Here is a 17,868-nt window from a genome sequence, read left to right as displayed (position 1 = left end):
AAGCACCTTATTAGCAGTAATAATTATGAGCATGAAAAATCTTTTTACTTCTGAATCAGTATCTGAAGGACATCCGGATAAAGTAGCCGACCAAATTTCAGATGCTATTTTAGACGCCCTTCTCACCGACGATTCTGAATCCCGTGTAGCTGTTGAAACTCTTGTTACTACTGGTCTGGCCGTTGTTTCCGGTGAGGTTACAACAGATGCTTACATTGACGTACAGGAAATTGTGCGAGGTGTGATTAAAGAAATTGGATACAACAAACCCTCCTATCGATTTGACTCGGAAAGTTGTGGGGTACTTTCAACCATTCACAGCCAAAGCCCGGATATTGCTCAGGGTGTAGATCGAGATGGAGCTGGTGATCAGGGAATGATGTTTGGGTACGCGACCAAAGAAACCCCAGAGTTCATGCCAATGCCTCTTCAGTATTCTCACAACCTGTTAAAGGAGTTGGCTAGAATTCGAAAGAAAACGGACAAGATGGAATACCTTGGTCCCGACAGTAAAAGTCAGGTAACCATTGAGTATGACGAAAACGGGAAGCCCGGACGAATTCACACCATCGTACTTTCTACTCAACATGATGAGGGCATTGAGCAGGCTCAAATAGAAGCCGACATTAAAAAGCATTTGATTGGAAATGTAATTCCTGAAGAACTAGTGGATGCAGATACAATCTACCATGTGAATCCAACCGGTAAATTTGTGATCGGAGGTCCACATGGAGATACCGGGCTTACAGGCCGAAAAATTATTGTTGATACGTATGGAGGCCGAGGAGCCCACGGTGGTGGAGCTTTTTCCGGAAAGGATCCCTCTAAAGTTGACCGAAGCGCGGCTTATGCTTCAAGGCATATTGCAAAGAATATTGTAGCAGCCGGTTTAGCAGAAGAATGCCTCGTTCAACTTGCTTACGCGATTGGAGTAGTTGAGCCTGTTTCCATTAACGTGAACACCTATGGAACGGGCAAGATGAATGATCTTGAACTGGCTGAAAAAGTGGCCAAGACTTTTGATTGCACGCCACAAGGCATCATCAAGCGCTTCGACTTAAAAAGCCCCATCTATCAAAAGACAGCGGCCTATGGTCATTTCGGAAGAGATGAGTTTCCGTGGGAGAAGCTGGACTTTGTTGATAAACTGAGCTAATGAATCTCGAACACTGAATAGAAGAATATTCAATTTCGAAGTTCAGTGTTGAATGTTATTTACTCTTACATCTCGCTCCGATGCTCTGCGTCGGAGCGTTTTTGTTTTAAAACCTTTTCCATCTTATCGTTCGGGAATTCCTGCAATTCTATTATGTTATATAGAACAATGATTTACTGATTAAAAAAACAGCCCCACATGCAGTCAGCGTCCGGACAACCTTCGATAGAGATTTTTGATATCACCATTATGGAGCCGATGGTGACTTTCACCGACTTGTGGATTACCTCGGTATGTGTCTATGCGTTCATTAAGTTGGTTAAGCTCGATAAAAAAGGAAAAGTACACGAGTACATCCGCTGGTATTTCCTCATCATGGCGGTAGCTACGTTCTTAGGTGGGGTTTTGGGACATGCTTTTCAGTACGCGGTAGGGTTGTCGTGGAAATTGCCTGGGTGGCTTATCAGTATGATTGCCGTTATGGCGATAGAGCGAGCTTCCATTATGCATGCGCAGCCGGTAATTAACGATAAATTCGGGAAGTTTCTGGAAGTAGCCAATGTGGTAGAAATGTTAATTTTTGCGGTTATAACATTCACTACGCTAAACTTCTTTTTTATTCAGGTACACTCGGCTTATGGGTTGGGTTTGGTCGTACTGCCACTTCACTTTTTGGTATACTGGCGAACGAGAAATGAAGGCAGCCGGATATTTTTCCTAACGGTGATTTTTGCGACATTAGCCGCTTTCTTTTATACCAGTGAAATTGGAATCAGCATCTGGTTTAATCATCTTGATGTGGCCCATACCGTGATGGCGATAAGCATGTACTTTTTCTACAGAGGTGCCCGAAAGTTTGAAATATTGAAGCCCGAAGACATCAAAGAAGAAAAAGGGAGCTTTTGGGAGGCGGTTAAAGACGGATTTCGTGGGGTAAAACGGGAAGAATAAAGAGGATTGATATGAAAAAATTATGGTTATCGGGGTTCATAGTAGTGGTTCTATATCAACTATCTATGGCGCAAACCATAAACGGAGTGGTAAAAAGTGAGGGAAATGGCCAACCTATTGCCTTGGCAAATATTGGCATGTTGAACTCCAAAATGGGAACCTATTCGGGAGATGATGGCTCTTTTTCACTGGAGTTTTCTCAAGACCTTGAGAACGCGGTTTTGGTAATTTCAGCAATCGGGTTTGAGGGTAAACGCATTTCGTTAAAAGATGTGGATATGACCAATGAGCTTGAGATTATGCTTACATCAAAGAATTATGAGTTAGGAGAATTTACTGTTGAGGATTCGAGGATAAGAGGAAACACAATTGGAAATCCTTGGCTACCTTTAGTTACCAACAGAATGGCTTGGTCGGCTGGCTTAAGTAGTACCAGGGTCGGTAAAACGATTGCTATCAAAATTGAAATAAAGCACGAACCTCCAATTAGGTTAGATGAGGTTTCTGTGGGGGTTTTCGAAAACCCTTGGAAAGAAGCTGAGTTTCGGGTAAGAATTCTGAATGTGGATTTATCGGGAATGCCCGGAGAAGACATGATCAACCTCAAAAAAACATCTGTTATGACCGAAGAAGTTGGGTGGGTTAATTTTAATTTTGAAGAAAAGCCCCCCCGTATTAAATATTAATGAGTTCTTTTTAGTGGTTGAAAATATTGATTTAGCAGGTGTTTGGAGAAACCCAGAGGAGCTGCACAGTGCCTTTCCTATCTACATGTTTAATGCTATGAGTTTGAGTAAACAGCCGGTTTATCTAAGCAACGAAGGGCTTCAGGAATGGGACAAAAAGCCAAAAGATCCAACCTTTCGCCTCAAATATGCTTACGAGTAAAAGTATATAACCTGCTTCCAAAAAACTGGTTTCTATCCTGTTAATCTGTTTAATTCACCTTATACATAAACTAATACTTGTTATGAAAAAGCTCTTCTTAATATTCGGCCTCGTACTCATTTTTAGTTTTCATTTAGCAGCACAACAAACGGTATTTACAAATGTGACGGTTCTGCCAATGGACGAGAACCGAATGCTGGAAAATCAGGTGGTTTTAGTTGAAGGAGATAGAATCACTGCAGTTGCTTCTATGGGGGATTTTGAAATACCTGATGGTGCAACAGTAATAAACGGTACCGGGAAATATCTGATGCCTGGTTTAGCTGAAATGCATGGGCATGTTCCTCCAACCAATCCCGGTCCCAACGCCCCTTCTTATTTTGATGATGAGTACGTGGAAAGCACACTGTTTTTGTATGTGTCGGCGGGGATCACAACTGTACGGGGAATGCTGGGATATCCAAATCAGCTGGAATTAAAGGAAAGGGTTAACAACGGTGAAATGATAGGCCCGAATCTTTATTTGGCCGGACCGAGTTTTAATGGCAACAGCGTTTCCTCCCCGGCTCAAGCCAAAGCGCGAGTAAAAGAGCATAAAGAGGAAGGTTGGGACTTACTGAAAGTTCACCCCGGACTAACCCGACCCGAATATGATGCCATGGCAGAGACGGCTAATGAAATCGGCATTCACTTTGGGGGGCATGTTCCTCAGGATGTTGGGATTGTACATGCCATAGAAATGGGGCAACTCACAATGGATCACATTGATGGATATGTTGCTTATCTGGATGCGTTTGAGAAGCAGGAACGAGATCAGAAAATGGCTGAAATCATACAAATGACCAAAGACAACGGGGTTTGGATTGTGCCTACCCAAGCCCTTTGGGAAACCATAATTGGAGCTGCTGATTATGAAGCTATGAAGCAATATGATGAGCTGAAATACATTCCAAAAGCAGTTAAGCAGAATTACTTCAACTTTGCGGATAATCCCGGAAGCAGTTATACCATCGGAACCCCTGAAGAGCAAGCCGAAATGCGTCGTAAGCTTTTAGAAGAAATGAACAACGCCGGTGTTAAAATTTTGATGGGGACAGATGCTCCACAATTATTCAGCGTACCCGGATTCTCAATACACCGAGAATTACCGCTGATGGCAGAAGCCGGAATGACGACTTATGAAATCATAGAATCCGGCACCAAGAATGTAGGGGAGTATTTTGCCGACTGGGATAATTTTGGAACCATTGCTGAAGGCCAACGAGCAGATCTGATTTTGGTAGAAGAGAACCCGCTTGAAGACTTAAATCACATTCAGAATCATTCCGGAGTGATGGTTCAAGGGAAATGGTATTCCCGCGAAATGATTGATCAAAAGCTGGCTGAAATTGAAGCTTATTACGCCAATTAATTAGAAATAACCTTTCCAGAGTTAGTAAGTATATGTGGTGTATTTAACATCTGGATGAACTCTGGAAAGGTTAAATACCGATTTTTTATTTCTGATTTCCTCTCTCGCTCTGACGCTCTGCGTCGGAGCGCACTATTCGGCTATTATGAACGATACATTTATTTTACGAAAACCTGCTTTACTACCTCCTCTTTTTTTATAAATTGGTGCCAATCAATACTAACTACGAAATGAATATTATGAAGCCTATCCAAAGCCTATTGCTCGCTTTGGTTTGTACTCTTTTGTTTGTGGGGAATGGATTTTCACAATCCACGCCGCAAGCATTTACGGGAGCACAAATCATTCCAATCTCCGGCGAGCCTATAAATAACGGAGTTCTTGTTGTTGAAGATGGAAAGATCACTGCAGTCGGTGGTCCAAATACCCGTATCCCTCGTGGAGCCGATGTTCACGATATGTCCGGAAAAATAATTATGCCCGGTCTGGTAGATACGCACTCTCATATTGGGGAAGGAGATGGCGGTGATCGTTCATCTGCGCTGCATCCCGATGTACGAATTATGGATGCTATTGACCCAAGAAGCGATACGTTTAGAAAAGCTTTGGCAGGTGGAATCACTTCTGTTAATATCATGCCGGGATCCGGACACCTGATGAGTGGGCAAACGGTTTACCTGAAGCTCCGTAAAGCCAACACTATTGAGGATATGTTGATCTATCTGGATGATGAGAAAACCATTTATGGTGGACTGAAAATGGCAAACGGAACGAACCCAATTGGCGGAAGTGGTTTCCCGGGAACACGAGCTAGGTCGGCTGCTATGGTACGGGCTTTATATGTTAAAGCGCAGGAATATCAGGCCAAGATTGAAGCGGCTGATGGTGACGAAAGTAAAATGCCTGCCCGTGATATTGGGATGGAAACCTTAGTTGAAGTGCTTGAAGGAAAACGAACCGTTCACAATCACACGCACCGTCACGACGATATCCTCACTGCAATCAGGCTGTCTCATGAATTTGGATACAAACTGGTGCTTCAGCATGTAAGTGAAGCCTGGAAAGTAGCCGATGAAATTGCCGAGGCGGGAGTTCCAGCTTCAATCATTACGCTGGACTCTTTTGGTGGAAAGCTGGAAGCGGCTGAAATCAAGAATGCGAATGGGAAATATCTGGAAGATGCGGGTGTATTAGTTGGACTTCACACCGATGATGGCATCACTGATTCACGCCTGTTTCTGCGATCAGCTGCACTGGCTGTTCGGGAAGGAATGAGCCGTAAAGCAGCGCTCGAATCTGTCACCATCGCAAATGCTATTATGATGGATATCGAAGATCGTGCAGGAACCCTTGAAAAAGGAAAAGATGCGGACTTCATTATCCTTTCCGGTGACCCATTTAGCGTGTACACACATGTTGAAGAGACATGGATTGAAGGTTCTAAAGTTTGGGATCGGGCTAATGATGAAGATCGAAAATATGCGACCGGCGGATATGAAATTTTCCGGGGCGAAATTCACACGCACCATGATATGGGGGATTCACAATGAGATTATTCAAAAAAATATTACTGATACCGGCACTGCTGCTAATATTTAGCTTTAATCAGGCAGAAGCACAGATTGCTGTAAAAGGTGAAACGGTTTATACGATGGCCGGCGATCCAATCACGAATGGTGTAGTATTGATTAAAGATGGAAAAATTGAGCGGGTGGGTTCTGCATCCAGCGTAAATATTCCTTCTAATTATGAAGTTTATGAAGCTAAGGTGGTTACACCCGGCTTGATAGACGCACACTCCGTAGTAGGTCTTGCGGGCCACCTGAATCAGGAACATGATCAGGATCAACTGGAAACATCCAGTGCTATTCAGCCCGAGCTCAGAGCTATCGACGCATTTAATGCTCGAGAAGCTTTGGTTAAGCATTTGAGAGACCTCGGAATCACGACGGTACATACAGGGCATGGTCCCGGCGCTTTAATAAGTGGTCAAACGATGATCGTGAAAACGGCAGGCGAGACTGTAGAGGAGTCAACGGTAGTCCCGGCAAAAATGCTGGCCTTCACACTTGGCAATAACATGAGTCGTGCCATCACCAAGCCCGGAACACGATCCAAGGGCGTGGCTATGCTTCGTCAGGAGCTCATTAAAGCTCAGGATTATCTTGAGAAGCGAAATGGCGATGAAGAGTATTCCATGGATTTAGGAATGGAAGCTCTTGCTGATTTGCTGGAAGGAAAGCTCACAGCCTTAGTAACAGTCCATAAAGCAAATGACATCATGACGGCCGTTCGTCTTCAGGAAGAATTCGGATTTCCGATGGTTTTAGATGGCGCTGCGGAAGCATATCTGATTATGGATGAGCTCAAAGAAGCGGGTCATCCAATAATCGTCCACCCAACAATGATCAGAACCGGTGGCGATGCTAGAAACGCAACTTTCGAAACAGCAGGAATGCTTTATGATGCAGGTATTCCCATTGCATTCCAAAGTGGTTATGAAGGCTACGTTCCTAAAACCCGCGTGATTTTATTCGAAGCCGGTGTAGCTGCGGCAAATGGACTTGGCATGGAAAATGCCCTCAGAGTCCTTACGATTGATGCGGCTGAAATCTTAGGCATTCAAGACCATGTAGGCTCTCTGGAAGCCGGCAAGGACGCTGATGTGGCAATGTTCAATGGTGATCCACTGGAATACACCAGCAACGTCACCGGTGTTATCATTGATGGCGTGAAGGTGAAGTAACTAACATGGATGGCTGTAATCATTGGTAACGACGCAGAGCATCGTTACCAGAGGTTGAGAATAAACAAAAAACCTGCCTCGCTACAGACGCTCTGCGTCGTAGCGACTGGCTAAAATACACTATGCCAAAAAACTATAAAAAAGCGATGGAGCCGGAGGAAATCCCGTCTCTTTTTGTTGAAGCCTGGATGCAGCGGGACGCCGACATGCTGGCTTCTTTATTTGCGGAAGATGCTGAGTTTGTGAATGTGGTTGGCTTATGGTGGCACAACCGCGCAGATATCAAACAGGCTCACGCGTATGGCTTTGAGAAGATATTCAGTGAATCAGACTTAGTGCTTCGCAAAACTACGGTAAAACATTTGTCGAATGATGTTGCTGTTGTACATGCCCGAATGCGACTCAAAAATCAAACCCCAAAAGGGAAAGTGAAAACGCCTTCACTGCGACAAAACATCTTCAGTTTTGTAGTACAAAAAAGGGAAGAAAGCTGGATTTGTGTATCCGCACATAACACAGACATTATTCCGGGTGCCGAAACTAATATTATCGATGAAGAAGGGAGATTTAAATCCGTTAATTACCGGAAGTAGAATAGACAGCCCATCTGTTCTACTTTCTATAATCCAAAATCGCAATGTGCTTTAAATATTTGGGATATTGTCAAAAACTAAAGAGGGGAGATAATGTCATTCTATCGAAGAAATTTACCTCATTGGCAACCTGCTGGAGCTGAGTATTTTATAACGTTTCGATTAGCGGGTTCTTTGCCAAAGCAAGCAATTCTCAGGTTAAAAAAAGAACAAAAAATGTTATTTAAAAAGGTTGCAGATAGTACCTGTAGGTCGGACAGCCTGTCCGACCTACGGGTACAAATTCATGAGAAGATCTTCAAAAAATATGATCATTTAGTTGATAGTAATGAACAAGGCCCCACGTGGCTATCAAATCCTAAAATAGCAGACATTGTAAAAGAAGCACTTCACTACAGGGATAAGGACAAATATGATTTATACGCATATTGCATAATGCCAAATCATGTGCATTTAGTTTGTAAGCTGCCCGACTCAGAGTCGATGAATCTTGCTGAATCCGAGGAGTATCCCCTTACATCTGTTTTAAAATCGTTAAAATGGTACACCGCCTTGAAGGCTAATAAGGTGCTGAATAGAACCGGTTCTGCTTTTTGGCAATCAGAAAGTTACGACCATGTAATTCGGGATTCTGACGAAATGGAACAGGTGATTCATTATACCTTAAATAATCCTGTTAAAGCTGGTTTGGTAACTTCATGGGAAGACTGGTCGGGATCTTATTGCAAAAACGAATTCAGAGAACTGTTCTGAACATTAAATATTAAAAAAGAAATCGACTCAGCGAGAAGATATGCATACCATGGTTAGCTGACAGAGATCGGCACAGGTTTATGTCACAATACAATGAATCCAATCACTTTCAAATCTCATATCGATCATCTTGCCAAGCTAAAACTGCATCATATTACCGTTCCCTCAGAAATCGTGGATAAGGTGGGCGGGATTGGAACGCGTTTGATGTGCTCAATAAATGGTCAGAAAGCTTTTCATGGTGGGATGGTTGCTTTGGGCGGGGGAGCGGCTTACATCACAGTAAACAAAAAACGGATGAAGGAATTTGGTGTAGAGTTGGGGGATGAAGTTGAAGTGACTTTAGAATTGGATCACAGCAAATACGGGATGGAAATGCCGGAAGAGTTGGAAGCTTTATTGGAACAGGATCAAGAGGGAGAGCGAAGATTTGAAATGCTGGCTCCCAGCAAACAGCGATACATCATTCACTATGTATCTCAGGTAAAAAGCAGTCAGCTGAAAATTGACCGTGCTATTATGCTTATCAACAACTTGAAAGCTCAACCCGAAGATGAATTTGATATGAGGAATCTTTTAGGGTTACCTCCTCGAGACTCCTAATAAAAAAAACCGTAAGGGCGAATTGCAATACGCCCTTACGGTAGTGTCTTTAAAATAACCTATAAAACAAATTAGTTAGCAGTACTTCCGCTAATGGTGTGGCCGAAGAAAACAGCGTTGGCAAACAACTTATTGGTTCCATACCAGAATGCACGGAAGTTAGGGTTGTCGGCCATGGCAATTACTTTTCCTCCGCCAAGACGGCTTACCACGATGGCCGCAGTACCTTTGGCTTTCTCCAGGTTTTCGTCATTGCTATAACCACTAGCTAATGGAGTATCTGTGTAGTAGAGTGGAGTTGAATATGGATTCTCTCCTTTTTCCATGAAGGTAGTTGTGCTTCGGAAAACAGTCAGGTCATCATTATTATACCCATAGCCTAGGGGATGAGTGAGATCAAGCTTGGCATTGAAAATGGAGCCACCGATATATTCAGATCCGGAATCAGGACCTTGTTTCACGTAAGGGCGAACCTGAACTTCAGCATCTTCGTCTTCTTCTGCGTCTTCAACAAAATCGATGTTCGCAAAACCTTGTGAAGCAGCCCAACGGAGAGCGTTTCGATAAACAACCAGTGTCCCGCCTGAGCGAACCCAGTTTTTAAGATTTTCAGCAGCACGATCTGACATGCCATATCCACTGGAAATAATCACGTTGTAACGATCAAGATCTGCTCCGCCCAACTCACCATATTCAAGAATGGTTGCCGGCATATGATAGCGCTGGTCAAACAGGTGCCACGCTTCGCCTACTTCATATGAGCTGGTTCCGGATCCGCCAATAATTGCGACTTTAGGGTCTCGTAGATTTTCAAAGTTATTACTTCCTAAGTCAATGCCGGAAGGTGTTAAACCAGTTGAAAGGTTATAAACGGTGATTCCATCTTCTTCTGTGATGGTTTGAATTAGCTCGTGAACCATTTCAGGATCATCCTGCACGCCCATTGGCACAACGATAGTTCCGTAATCAAAATCTTTAGCTCCGTTAGAAGTAACAGATTTAAAAGTTCGGGAAGCTACTTTTGCTCTCACTCCGTGGGATAATAATCTATAAACAGCTCGGGGAGCGTAATACTCATCCCACTCAAAAGCGTAGGCGTAGTCGGCTTGTCCACCATTAAGTTCGCCGGTAAGATTCAGGTCTTCCAAAGTAAACTCATCGCCCAGCATGTTGCTGTTGTAGCCTCTGTTCAATTCCGCGAAAGGCAGGTTGAAGGCATAAGGCATAGTCCATGAAGACACATCATAAAAAAGACTGTCGGTAAACTCTGTTCTGCGCTCGAATAAAGCAGTAATCAATTTGTACTGAGTCTGGTTGGTAGGAACTACGTATGCTTTTCCAGCTGTGAAGTCTTCGTAATCACGAGCAAGTTCATAAACATCTACCTGATTGCGCTTCAGCATTTCGGCCAAGTGCTTGGTTCGGGCCTGATCCGCTTCTTCTCCAAATACATATGCTTTGATAGAGGCGTCACCGGCTTCTTCAGCTGCTTCCTGATAAAACTCACGGGTGTTAGCGAGCAACTCTTCCTTGAGGCTTTGAGCAGCTTCTAAGGTCGAGAGCGAAGTCGTAAACTGGTTTCGGATGGTGAATGGAAACTCAAGGATTCCATGAATACTTTCCTGTGCATGTCCGCGTGAACTCGCTTGCTCAAACAGGATTCCGATGGAGCCATTTACATCCGGATAGGTAGAGCCTTTTCCGTAATAGAAATCATCAAAACTTTCTTTGGAGTAGTAAAGTGATTGAATTTCATCCAGAGCATCCGCGTGATATTCAGCAATAGCCCCTGTTAAATCCTGGTTTCTTTGTGGGGTGATAGGGTGTGTACGCGAAGGGATTCCAGGCTGAAAGAAGAAGGTTGCGTTAGTTCCCATTTCGTGGTGATCGGTCAAAATCTGAGGAACCCATTCGTGAAATTTAGCAACGCGTCCCTTACTTTCAGGATGCTGCATCAACAACCAGTCACGGTTCAGGTCAAACCAATAGTGATTGGTTCTTCCGCCCGGCCAGTTTTCATCAAACTCACGGCTTTGCGGATCAGAAACGAGGACATTTTTACTTTTGTGAATGTTTGCCCAGTGTGCAAAACGGCTCAATCCATCAGGATTAATACTTGGGTCAATCAGAACAACAGTATTGTTCAGCATCTCATTAATTTCAGCTCCCTGAGCAGCGGCAAGGTGATACACAACAGCCAGTGATGCATTAGAACCACTCGGCTCATTTCCGTGAACACTGTAGCTCATGGTTACCACAATCGGCATTTCAGCAAGATTCAAACTTTCAGATTGAGACGCATCCGTCAGTTTTAAATGCTCTTCTTTGATCGCATTAATGTTGCGCTGGTTTTGAGGAGAAGTGATGGTCAGCATCAAAAGCGGCCGGTTTTCATAGGACCGTGCATATTCGCTGATAGTTACTCTGTCTGAAGCCTCAGCAACGGCATACATATAATTCACCAGTTGATCGTGGCGAACATGCCATTCACCCAACTCAGCACCGAGAACATCTTTCGGGGTTGGAATTTCAGAATTATAGGTAACTCCATCTGGGAGAAAATAGTCAAGACCTACGGGCTCAGGATTGAGAACCTGAGCGTGAGTCATCATCCCAAATAAAAGAGAAATAAGAGCAGTAAAGAGAGCTTTCATAGTAAAAATTGGTTTATACTTGTTGATACGTCAATAACGCGCTGAATGGTACCAGTTCAAAATGAAAAAAGCTTTTAAAAGTATTCGTTCATTCTCGGGTTGAATTTGTTTTTGCCAAGAAAGCTCTAAAGCATGAAAATGTGAATTTTGGCAGGTATTCGTCCGACCATTGAATAGAAAGAGAAATACAGGACTTGGCACGAGATGGTCTGACGAATAACTCTAGCGGGGAGTAAAGTTAAGATTCGACATATCCAACACTTATTAGAGCCACGAAAGCTCTAAAGCACAATTTTGTAATTAAAAAGAATTCGTCCATCGCAAGTCGGTCGTTCGACCTTTCTTCCCTCAAAAAGAATAGCGATTAACCGATGGACCGAATGACCGATTTGCGAATGCTTGCAGATTCCTTTTAAGCTGTGAGTAGATTTTTCAGTATCATCAGTAGGAATAGAAAGCAAAGCATCGGGAAATGGAGTCGGATAAAGTAAAATCTACTTTTAAATATGCCTTTGGGCCGGGGCTCATTTTGGCTGCCGCTGCTATCGGGGTTTCGCATTTGGTGCAATCCACCCGGGCGGGAGCTGACTATGGATTTACGCTGGTTTGGGCTGTGCTGATAGCCAGCTTGATGAAATATCCCTTTCTGGAATACGGTCCGCGCTACGCTACGGCAACGGGAGAAAGCCTCATCGCAGGGTACAAAAAACTGGGAAGCTGGGCGCTTTGGATCTATATCATTTTTACGGTGGGAACCATGTTTGCGATACAGGCGGCGGTAACTATCGTGACGGCAAGTTTGGCTGTTGAGTTAACGGGAATAGAGCTTCCTCTGCTTGTTTGGAGTATCATTATTTTGGTGATCTGTATCGGGGTGCTTTTTAAAGGAGAATACTCCGCTCTCGACTCCCTGATTAAAGTCGTAATGGTTGTGTTAACGGTTTCAACCATAGCGGCTTTGTTGGCGGCTCTCTTTGAAACGTCTCCATCCGAACTACCGTCTGCACCATCGGTTTGGGATGTAGCCGGGGTTACTTTTCTAATCGCATTAATGGGGTGGATGCCCATCCCGATTGACGCAGCGGCCTGGCATTCACTTTGGAGTTTGGAACGTGATAAACAGACCAATCATAAATCCAGCCTGCGCGAAAGCCTACTCGATTTTAACATTGGCTATGTGGGGGCTTCAATCTTAGCGCTCATTTTTCTCTCCCTCGGAGCCTTGGTTATGTTTGGTTCCGGCGTGAGCTTTTCGGCATCAGGTGCAGGTTTCGCTCAGCAGCTTATTGACCTCTACACTCAAACCCTGGGCAACTGGGCACACTGGATTATCATCATCTGCGCCTTCACAACGATGTTCAGCACTACACTTACCGTTACGGATTCTTACCCCAGAGTAACCCGCGAGATTATCCGTGTGATGAAAGAGCGGGAAAGTGAATCGCGGATTTTTTCCTACAAAAGACTGCTTTTTATCATTTCAGCAATCTCAATGTTGGTTCTGTGGCTGGCGGGAAGTCAGTTTACTTATATGATTGATCTGGCAACATCGCTTTCATTCCTGACTGCTCCGGCGCTGGCATTTATAAATTATAAGCTGATCTTTTCTTCATTAACTCCCAAAGAGCATCAGCCCAAAACCTGGCTAAAAGTATTGAGCTGGCTGGGGATGACCTTCCTGACTGCTTTCGCCCTGCTCTTTTTCTACTGGCGCTTCTTTTGAAAAGGCGGTATATATTTTAGTCAATTCCAGATTATCTGGCTGTTGCCATCTTGAGTGCTTAGAACGTAAGTAATGGTATTTTGATTAACTCAAGAGATATCAGGCTATAAGTCAGCACGAAGTAAAGATCTGATATTACTGATTCACGATTAGCATTTAGAAGACCAAAACATCTATATTTCAAGCCAACCAATCGAAAAAGAGTAGTTCCATTGAAAATAGTATTTCCTCCAAGAGAGCCCTTTAACGCCTGGTCCCACTATCTGGGGGCATTAATAGCATTTATTTGGCTTTTCTTTTTAATGTCTGAAGCAAGTGAAAGCCCGCTTGGCCATAAAGTCTCATTTATAATTTACGGGATCACCGTTGTACTGATGTTTCTATCCAGCGCCATCTATCACACCTTAAATGTATCCTTCAAAGTGGAGGAGATCTTCCGGATGGTAGACCACTACCTCATCTATATTGTGATTGCCGGAACCTATACCCCGATGTGTGCGATTGTTTTGGAAGGCGCGTGGCAGTGGGGAATGATGCTCGGTGTTTGGATTTTTGCTTTAGGCGGAATCCTTAAAAAGACGTTCTGGATGAGTGCTCCCCGCTGGTTTTCTACATTTATTTATTTGCTGATGGGCTGGGTCTCTGTGATTATCCTCCCCATGGTTTGGGATCTCATTCCCCACGCGTTTGTATATTGGATAGCTGTTGGAGGATTATTCTATACGGTAGGTGCTGTTATTTATGGCATGAAGAAACCGGATCCCTTTCCGGAGGTATTTGGCTTCCATGAAATTTGGCACCTGTTTGTAATGGGCGGCGCTTTTTCTCATTATTGGGCGATCTATAGATACTTACCAGATTTTAACCTACCTGCTTAATGAAGGACATTAAATTAATTCTACTCTTTGTATTTCTGGCGATGCCCGGCTTAGCTTTTGGTCAGCTGTATAATCCTACAGTGATAAACAGACCAAGCGGATTAAACTGGCAGCAGCTTAAAACCCCGCATTTCCGCATTATTTTTCCAGATGGGGAAGACTCCTTAGCCTATCGTTCGGCAGCCATTCTCGAAAGCCAGTACGAAAGTATATCAAACCTGACCGGTGGTCGGCTAAATAATTTCCCGGTAGTATTGAATAACTATAACTACCTCTCTAACGGGTTTGTGACCTCGTTTAATTTTCGTTCAGAAATAGATCTTTCTGCGTTGAAGGGTAAAGGGATGAACCCGCAGTCCGGCGACTGGCTGGAAACCGTACTGCCACATGAGCTGGTCCACGCAACGCACTTCAATGTTCAGCAGCCTTTTGATGAAAAGAAGGTGAGTATTCCCAATTTCATAAGCCTTTTCTCTCCGGACATTGCCCGAACATTTCACGGATTTCCTCCGGTTGGTTTGCATGAAGGGCTGGCGGTTTATCACGAAACAGAATCAGTGGCGCCCAATGGGGGGCGGGGTAATTACACCTTTAATACCAATCGTTTTAATTCAAATTTTGGGAGCTCCGACCGCTGGAATATGGGGCAGACATTGATTACCTCAGATTACTCCCAGCCATACAATCGACATTATGTAGCCGGATATACTTTTATGGATTGGTTGCATGATGAGTATGGAGACGATATCTCAAAGAGGACCATCCGCGATCATTACCATAATTTCTTTTTGGGCTATGGATTTTCACTTCGGCAGAAAACGGGGAAGTGGCCTGGACAGCTATATGCTTTATATGAAGAAGACCTGGAAGAGGAGGAGTCAATCCGATTAGCACAAATTGAAGTAAATACGACCGAAAAATCCCGGATTATCGATACGAAATACAGCGGGGAGGAAATGCACGGTCCGCAGTGGATTTCGGATGAAGAGCTGCTTTTTTATGGTTCCTTCTATAACGGCCGTGTCGGCTTCTATCGATATAACCTTGAAAGCGGGGATTTCAAACTGATAAAAGAAGTCTTCAGCGTTGGTGATTACAATCATGATTTAGAAAATGGAAAAGATCTCTATTTCAGTAATTACGAAAGCGATCCTTTAATCAGCGGTGTTTACACAACCGATATCCAGAAGTTGAATGTAGGAACAGGTAAAACAGAGCGACTTACGGATGGCGCTAAAACCTATGCCCCCACGACCAATGGGGATAGAGTGCTAGGAATTCAGGTTGACGGAGCCGGCGCTCAAATAGTGGAAGTACTTGGTGATGGTTCAGTAGAAACTCGAAAAAGCTTCACAAACGGGATTCCGGTCAGCATGCAATTCAACCCAACAAACCCGGAGCAACTTGCGGTGGTTGTGAATAAAAGAGGAGTTCAGGCGCTATGGATCACCACAATAAACACTCTTTCACAAGAATTAGATGGAGACCCGGATCTGGCCTTTTATAATGCTTCCATATTTGATCCGGAATGGCACCCGGATGGAAATAAACTTCTATTCACTATGGATGCCTCACCGGCAATGAATGTCTATGAATATGATTTAGACACCGAAGAAATTACTCAGTTAACAAGCTCGTTGTATAATGCTTTTGAAGCTTCCTATTCACCCGATGGAAATACAATTGCCTATGTATTGCAATCTGTTGATGAACGAAAAATAGCCACGCTAAGCCGGGCTGTCTTTGTAAACAAACCGATCACTAACGAAGCCCTGCTTACAGGTTCTGCACTCGAGGAAGAGATCTCACGGCCACTCTTGGGCTCCTCTGTCATGAGCTCCATCTCAGAGATAGAAAAAACACCCTATCGCAGTGATGCTTCCTGGCTAAAGCCCCGTGCGGTATATCCTGTCTTTCTGGAAAAGGCAGATACCTATCAATATGGAGCTGGATTTTCGAGTATAGATGCTCTTTCCCGGCAGGCTTATTCTGCTGAGATAACAGGTATTCAGAATCGGGTATGGTATGACTTCACCTACACCAATAAGATGTTCTATCCCGGAGTAGAAGTTTCTGCTTACAGCGACCCTCAGTTTTTTGCCATACGGAATAATCAAAACGAGGTGTTTTCACTGATGAGGCAGGATCGTGGCTTTAGCTTGTCTATGCCCTTTAATTATATATTCCGGGGTGATACCAGGTACAGCGCGTTCTCTTTCTCACCGGAGATTTCAGCCGAGCAGTTCAAATACTACAACCTGGATGCGGATGAGTTGACCGACTTTTCGACACGATATAAAGCAGGATTGTTTTCTCAATTGAGCCTGGGGATTCTAAATCTACCGAGAGATATCCAGCCTTCTTCCGGAATGGCGCTATTTGGTTTGTATGAGCAGACCTTGAATGAACCAAGCGCTACAGTTCCTACACCCATAGGCGATTACTCAGCTAATTTTAGAAATCAGTGGGCAGCCTATTATGGTGTGTTTGGATTTGTTTCTCCGTTAAGAAGGTGGAATCAATCTATGCGGTTAGATCTTCAGTTTCTAAATCAGAGCTCAAGGGCTATTTATTCAAACAGCACCATCGTGCCGATGGGTTTCAATAACATCGACTTCCCGAATTATAATATTTCTAATGACACAGGTTTTCAGAACATAGGTCGGTTTAGTACCCGCTACACGATCCCCGTTTGGTATCCCGATACAGGGGGGTTATTAGTGCCTTTATACTTAAGCAGTGTCTATTTAACAACTTTTACACACACGCTAACTGACATGAACGCCAACGACTTAGTGGAATCTAGCCGGAGTGTTTTAGGTGCAGGCCTGCATGTTCAGTTTAAAGTGTCCAATTTGTTGTTAGATTTAGGGATCGGGTTCTCGTATGAGCCGACCCGGGGAAATACTCAATTAATATTTGGCCAATTTTGATCCATACTAAAACTCTTTGGTTCTTCTTTCTGCTGCTTGGAATTTCAAGCCTGACATTTTTCTCAGGATGTAATCTTGATAAAACGGACTTTTCACAGACTGCCGAGGAAGTAAATCGAAAAAGTCCTATCGCTATCGCTTCGGTGAAGCAAGATGGTACTTATATCAAAGTAGTGTATGGGCAGCCGTATCGCCGGGGAAGAACTATTTTCGGCGACTTAGAAGCTTGGGGAGAAGTATGGAGAGCCGGAGCTAACGAAGCTACGGAAATAACAATCACAGAGCCTATTTTGATGGGAGATCAGGCAATTAAGCAGGGCACTTATGCCTTGTTTGCCATACCGGGTCCCGAAGAGTTTACGATTATCTTAAATCACGAACTGGGGCAATGGGGAGCTTTTGAATACAAGCCCGAGCGAGACTACAAACGAATGAATTTTCCGGTCAAAAACTTAGAGACACCTGTCGAAGCTTTCACCATCGAATTCACCAAGCCAGAGTATAGTATGACAACCATGAAGTTGAAATGGGACCTCATACAGGTGGATATTCCTATACGATTTTATGGGGAGTAACTAA

Annotated in this window: 15 protein-coding genes; 14 read left to right on the top strand and 1 reads right to left on the bottom strand. The window is 43.8% G+C overall.

What is annotated here, in order from left to right:
* Positions 1-31: 31 nt before the first annotated feature.
* From CL667_12995 to CL667_12950, 10 genes are all read left to right on the top strand, one after another.
* A complete protein-coding gene (locus CL667_12995) occupies positions 32-1,156 on the top strand; it encodes a methionine adenosyltransferase (protein MAL18616.1) in 1,125 nt (374 codons plus the stop codon).
* 198 nt (positions 1,157-1,354) lie between these two features.
* A complete protein-coding gene (locus CL667_12990) occupies positions 1,355-2,107 on the top strand; it encodes a hypothetical protein (protein MAL18615.1) in 753 nt (250 codons plus the stop codon).
* An 11-nt stretch (positions 2,108-2,118) separates the two neighbouring features.
* Positions 2,119-2,793 carry a hypothetical protein gene (locus CL667_12985; GenBank protein MAL18614.1) on the top strand — a complete coding sequence of 225 codons (675 nt, stop codon included), beginning with the start codon at positions 2,119-2,121 and terminating at the stop codon, positions 2,791-2,793.
* The gene (locus CL667_12980; GenBank protein ID MAL18613.1) at positions 2,762-2,995 is read left to right on the top strand and encodes a hypothetical protein; all 234 of its coding nucleotides are present in this window, start codon (positions 2,762-2,764) and stop codon (positions 2,993-2,995) included. Before CL667_12985 ends, CL667_12980 begins: the two co-directional genes overlap by 32 nt.
* An 82-nt stretch (positions 2,996-3,077) precedes the next feature.
* Positions 3,078-4,406 carry an amidohydrolase gene (locus CL667_12975; GenBank protein ID MAL18612.1) on the top strand — a complete coding sequence of 443 codons (1,329 nt, stop codon included), beginning with the start codon at positions 3,078-3,080 and terminating at the stop codon, positions 4,404-4,406.
* A gap of 239 nt (positions 4,407-4,645) precedes the next feature.
* The gene (locus CL667_12970; protein ID MAL18611.1) at positions 4,646-5,956 is read left to right on the top strand and encodes an amidohydrolase; all 1,311 of its coding nucleotides are present in this window, start codon (positions 4,646-4,648) and stop codon (positions 5,954-5,956) included.
* Positions 5,953-7,152, top strand: a complete 1,200-nt coding sequence (locus CL667_12965) for an amidohydrolase (GenBank protein ID MAL18610.1) — start codon at positions 5,953-5,955, stop codon at positions 7,150-7,152. Before CL667_12970 ends, CL667_12965 begins: the two co-directional genes overlap by 4 nt.
* 146 nt (positions 7,153-7,298) lie before the next feature.
* Positions 7,299-7,745, top strand: coding sequence for a DUF4440 domain-containing protein (locus tag CL667_12960; protein MAL18609.1), 447 nt, complete (start codon positions 7,299-7,301; stop codon positions 7,743-7,745).
* Between the two features lie 93 nt (positions 7,746-7,838).
* The gene (locus tag CL667_12955) at positions 7,839-8,498 is read left to right on the top strand and encodes a hypothetical protein (GenBank protein ID MAL18608.1); all 660 of its coding nucleotides are present in this window, start codon (positions 7,839-7,841) and stop codon (positions 8,496-8,498) included.
* Between the two features lie 93 nt (positions 8,499-8,591).
* Positions 8,592-9,101: a hypothetical protein gene (locus tag CL667_12950; GenBank protein ID MAL18607.1), complete on the top strand. Its 510-nt coding sequence runs from the start codon at positions 8,592-8,594 to the stop codon at positions 9,099-9,101.
* Between the two features lie 71 nt (positions 9,102-9,172).
* Here the strand turns inward: CL667_12950 and CL667_12945 are convergent, their stop codons facing one another.
* Positions 9,173-11,755, bottom strand: coding sequence for a zinc carboxypeptidase (locus CL667_12945; GenBank protein MAL18606.1), 2,583 nt, complete (start codon positions 11,753-11,755; stop codon positions 9,173-9,175).
* 472 nt (positions 11,756-12,227) lie between these two features.
* Between CL667_12945 and CL667_12940 the strand changes: the two genes are divergently transcribed.
* The 4 genes from CL667_12940 to CL667_12925 all read left to right on the top strand — a co-directional run bounded on the left by CL667_12940 (position 12,228) and on the right by CL667_12925 (position 17,864).
* Positions 12,228-13,478 (top strand): permease, encoded by a 1,251-nt coding sequence (locus CL667_12940; GenBank protein MAL18605.1) that lies wholly within the window; start codon positions 12,228-12,230, stop codon positions 13,476-13,478.
* A gap of 212 nt (positions 13,479-13,690) precedes the next feature.
* Entirely contained in the window at positions 13,691-14,356 is a 666-nt protein-coding gene (locus CL667_12935) for a hypothetical protein (GenBank protein MAL18604.1), read from the top strand.
* Complete coding sequence (locus tag CL667_12930; protein MAL18603.1) at positions 14,356-17,289, top strand: hypothetical protein; 2,934 nt, start codon at positions 14,356-14,358, stop codon at positions 17,287-17,289. Before CL667_12935 ends, CL667_12930 begins: the two co-directional genes overlap by 1 nt.
* Positions 17,289-17,864, top strand: coding sequence for a hypothetical protein (locus CL667_12925; protein MAL18602.1), 576 nt, complete (start codon positions 17,289-17,291; stop codon positions 17,862-17,864). Before CL667_12930 ends, CL667_12925 begins: the two co-directional genes overlap by 1 nt.
* Positions 17,865-17,868: the final 4 nt, after the last annotated feature.

It is taken from the genome of Balneola sp., from assembly GCA_002694685.1.
Lineage (GTDB): Bacteria > Bacteroidota > Rhodothermia > Balneolales > Balneolaceae > Gracilimonas.
This window is presented reverse-complemented; position numbering and strand designations above follow the sequence as displayed.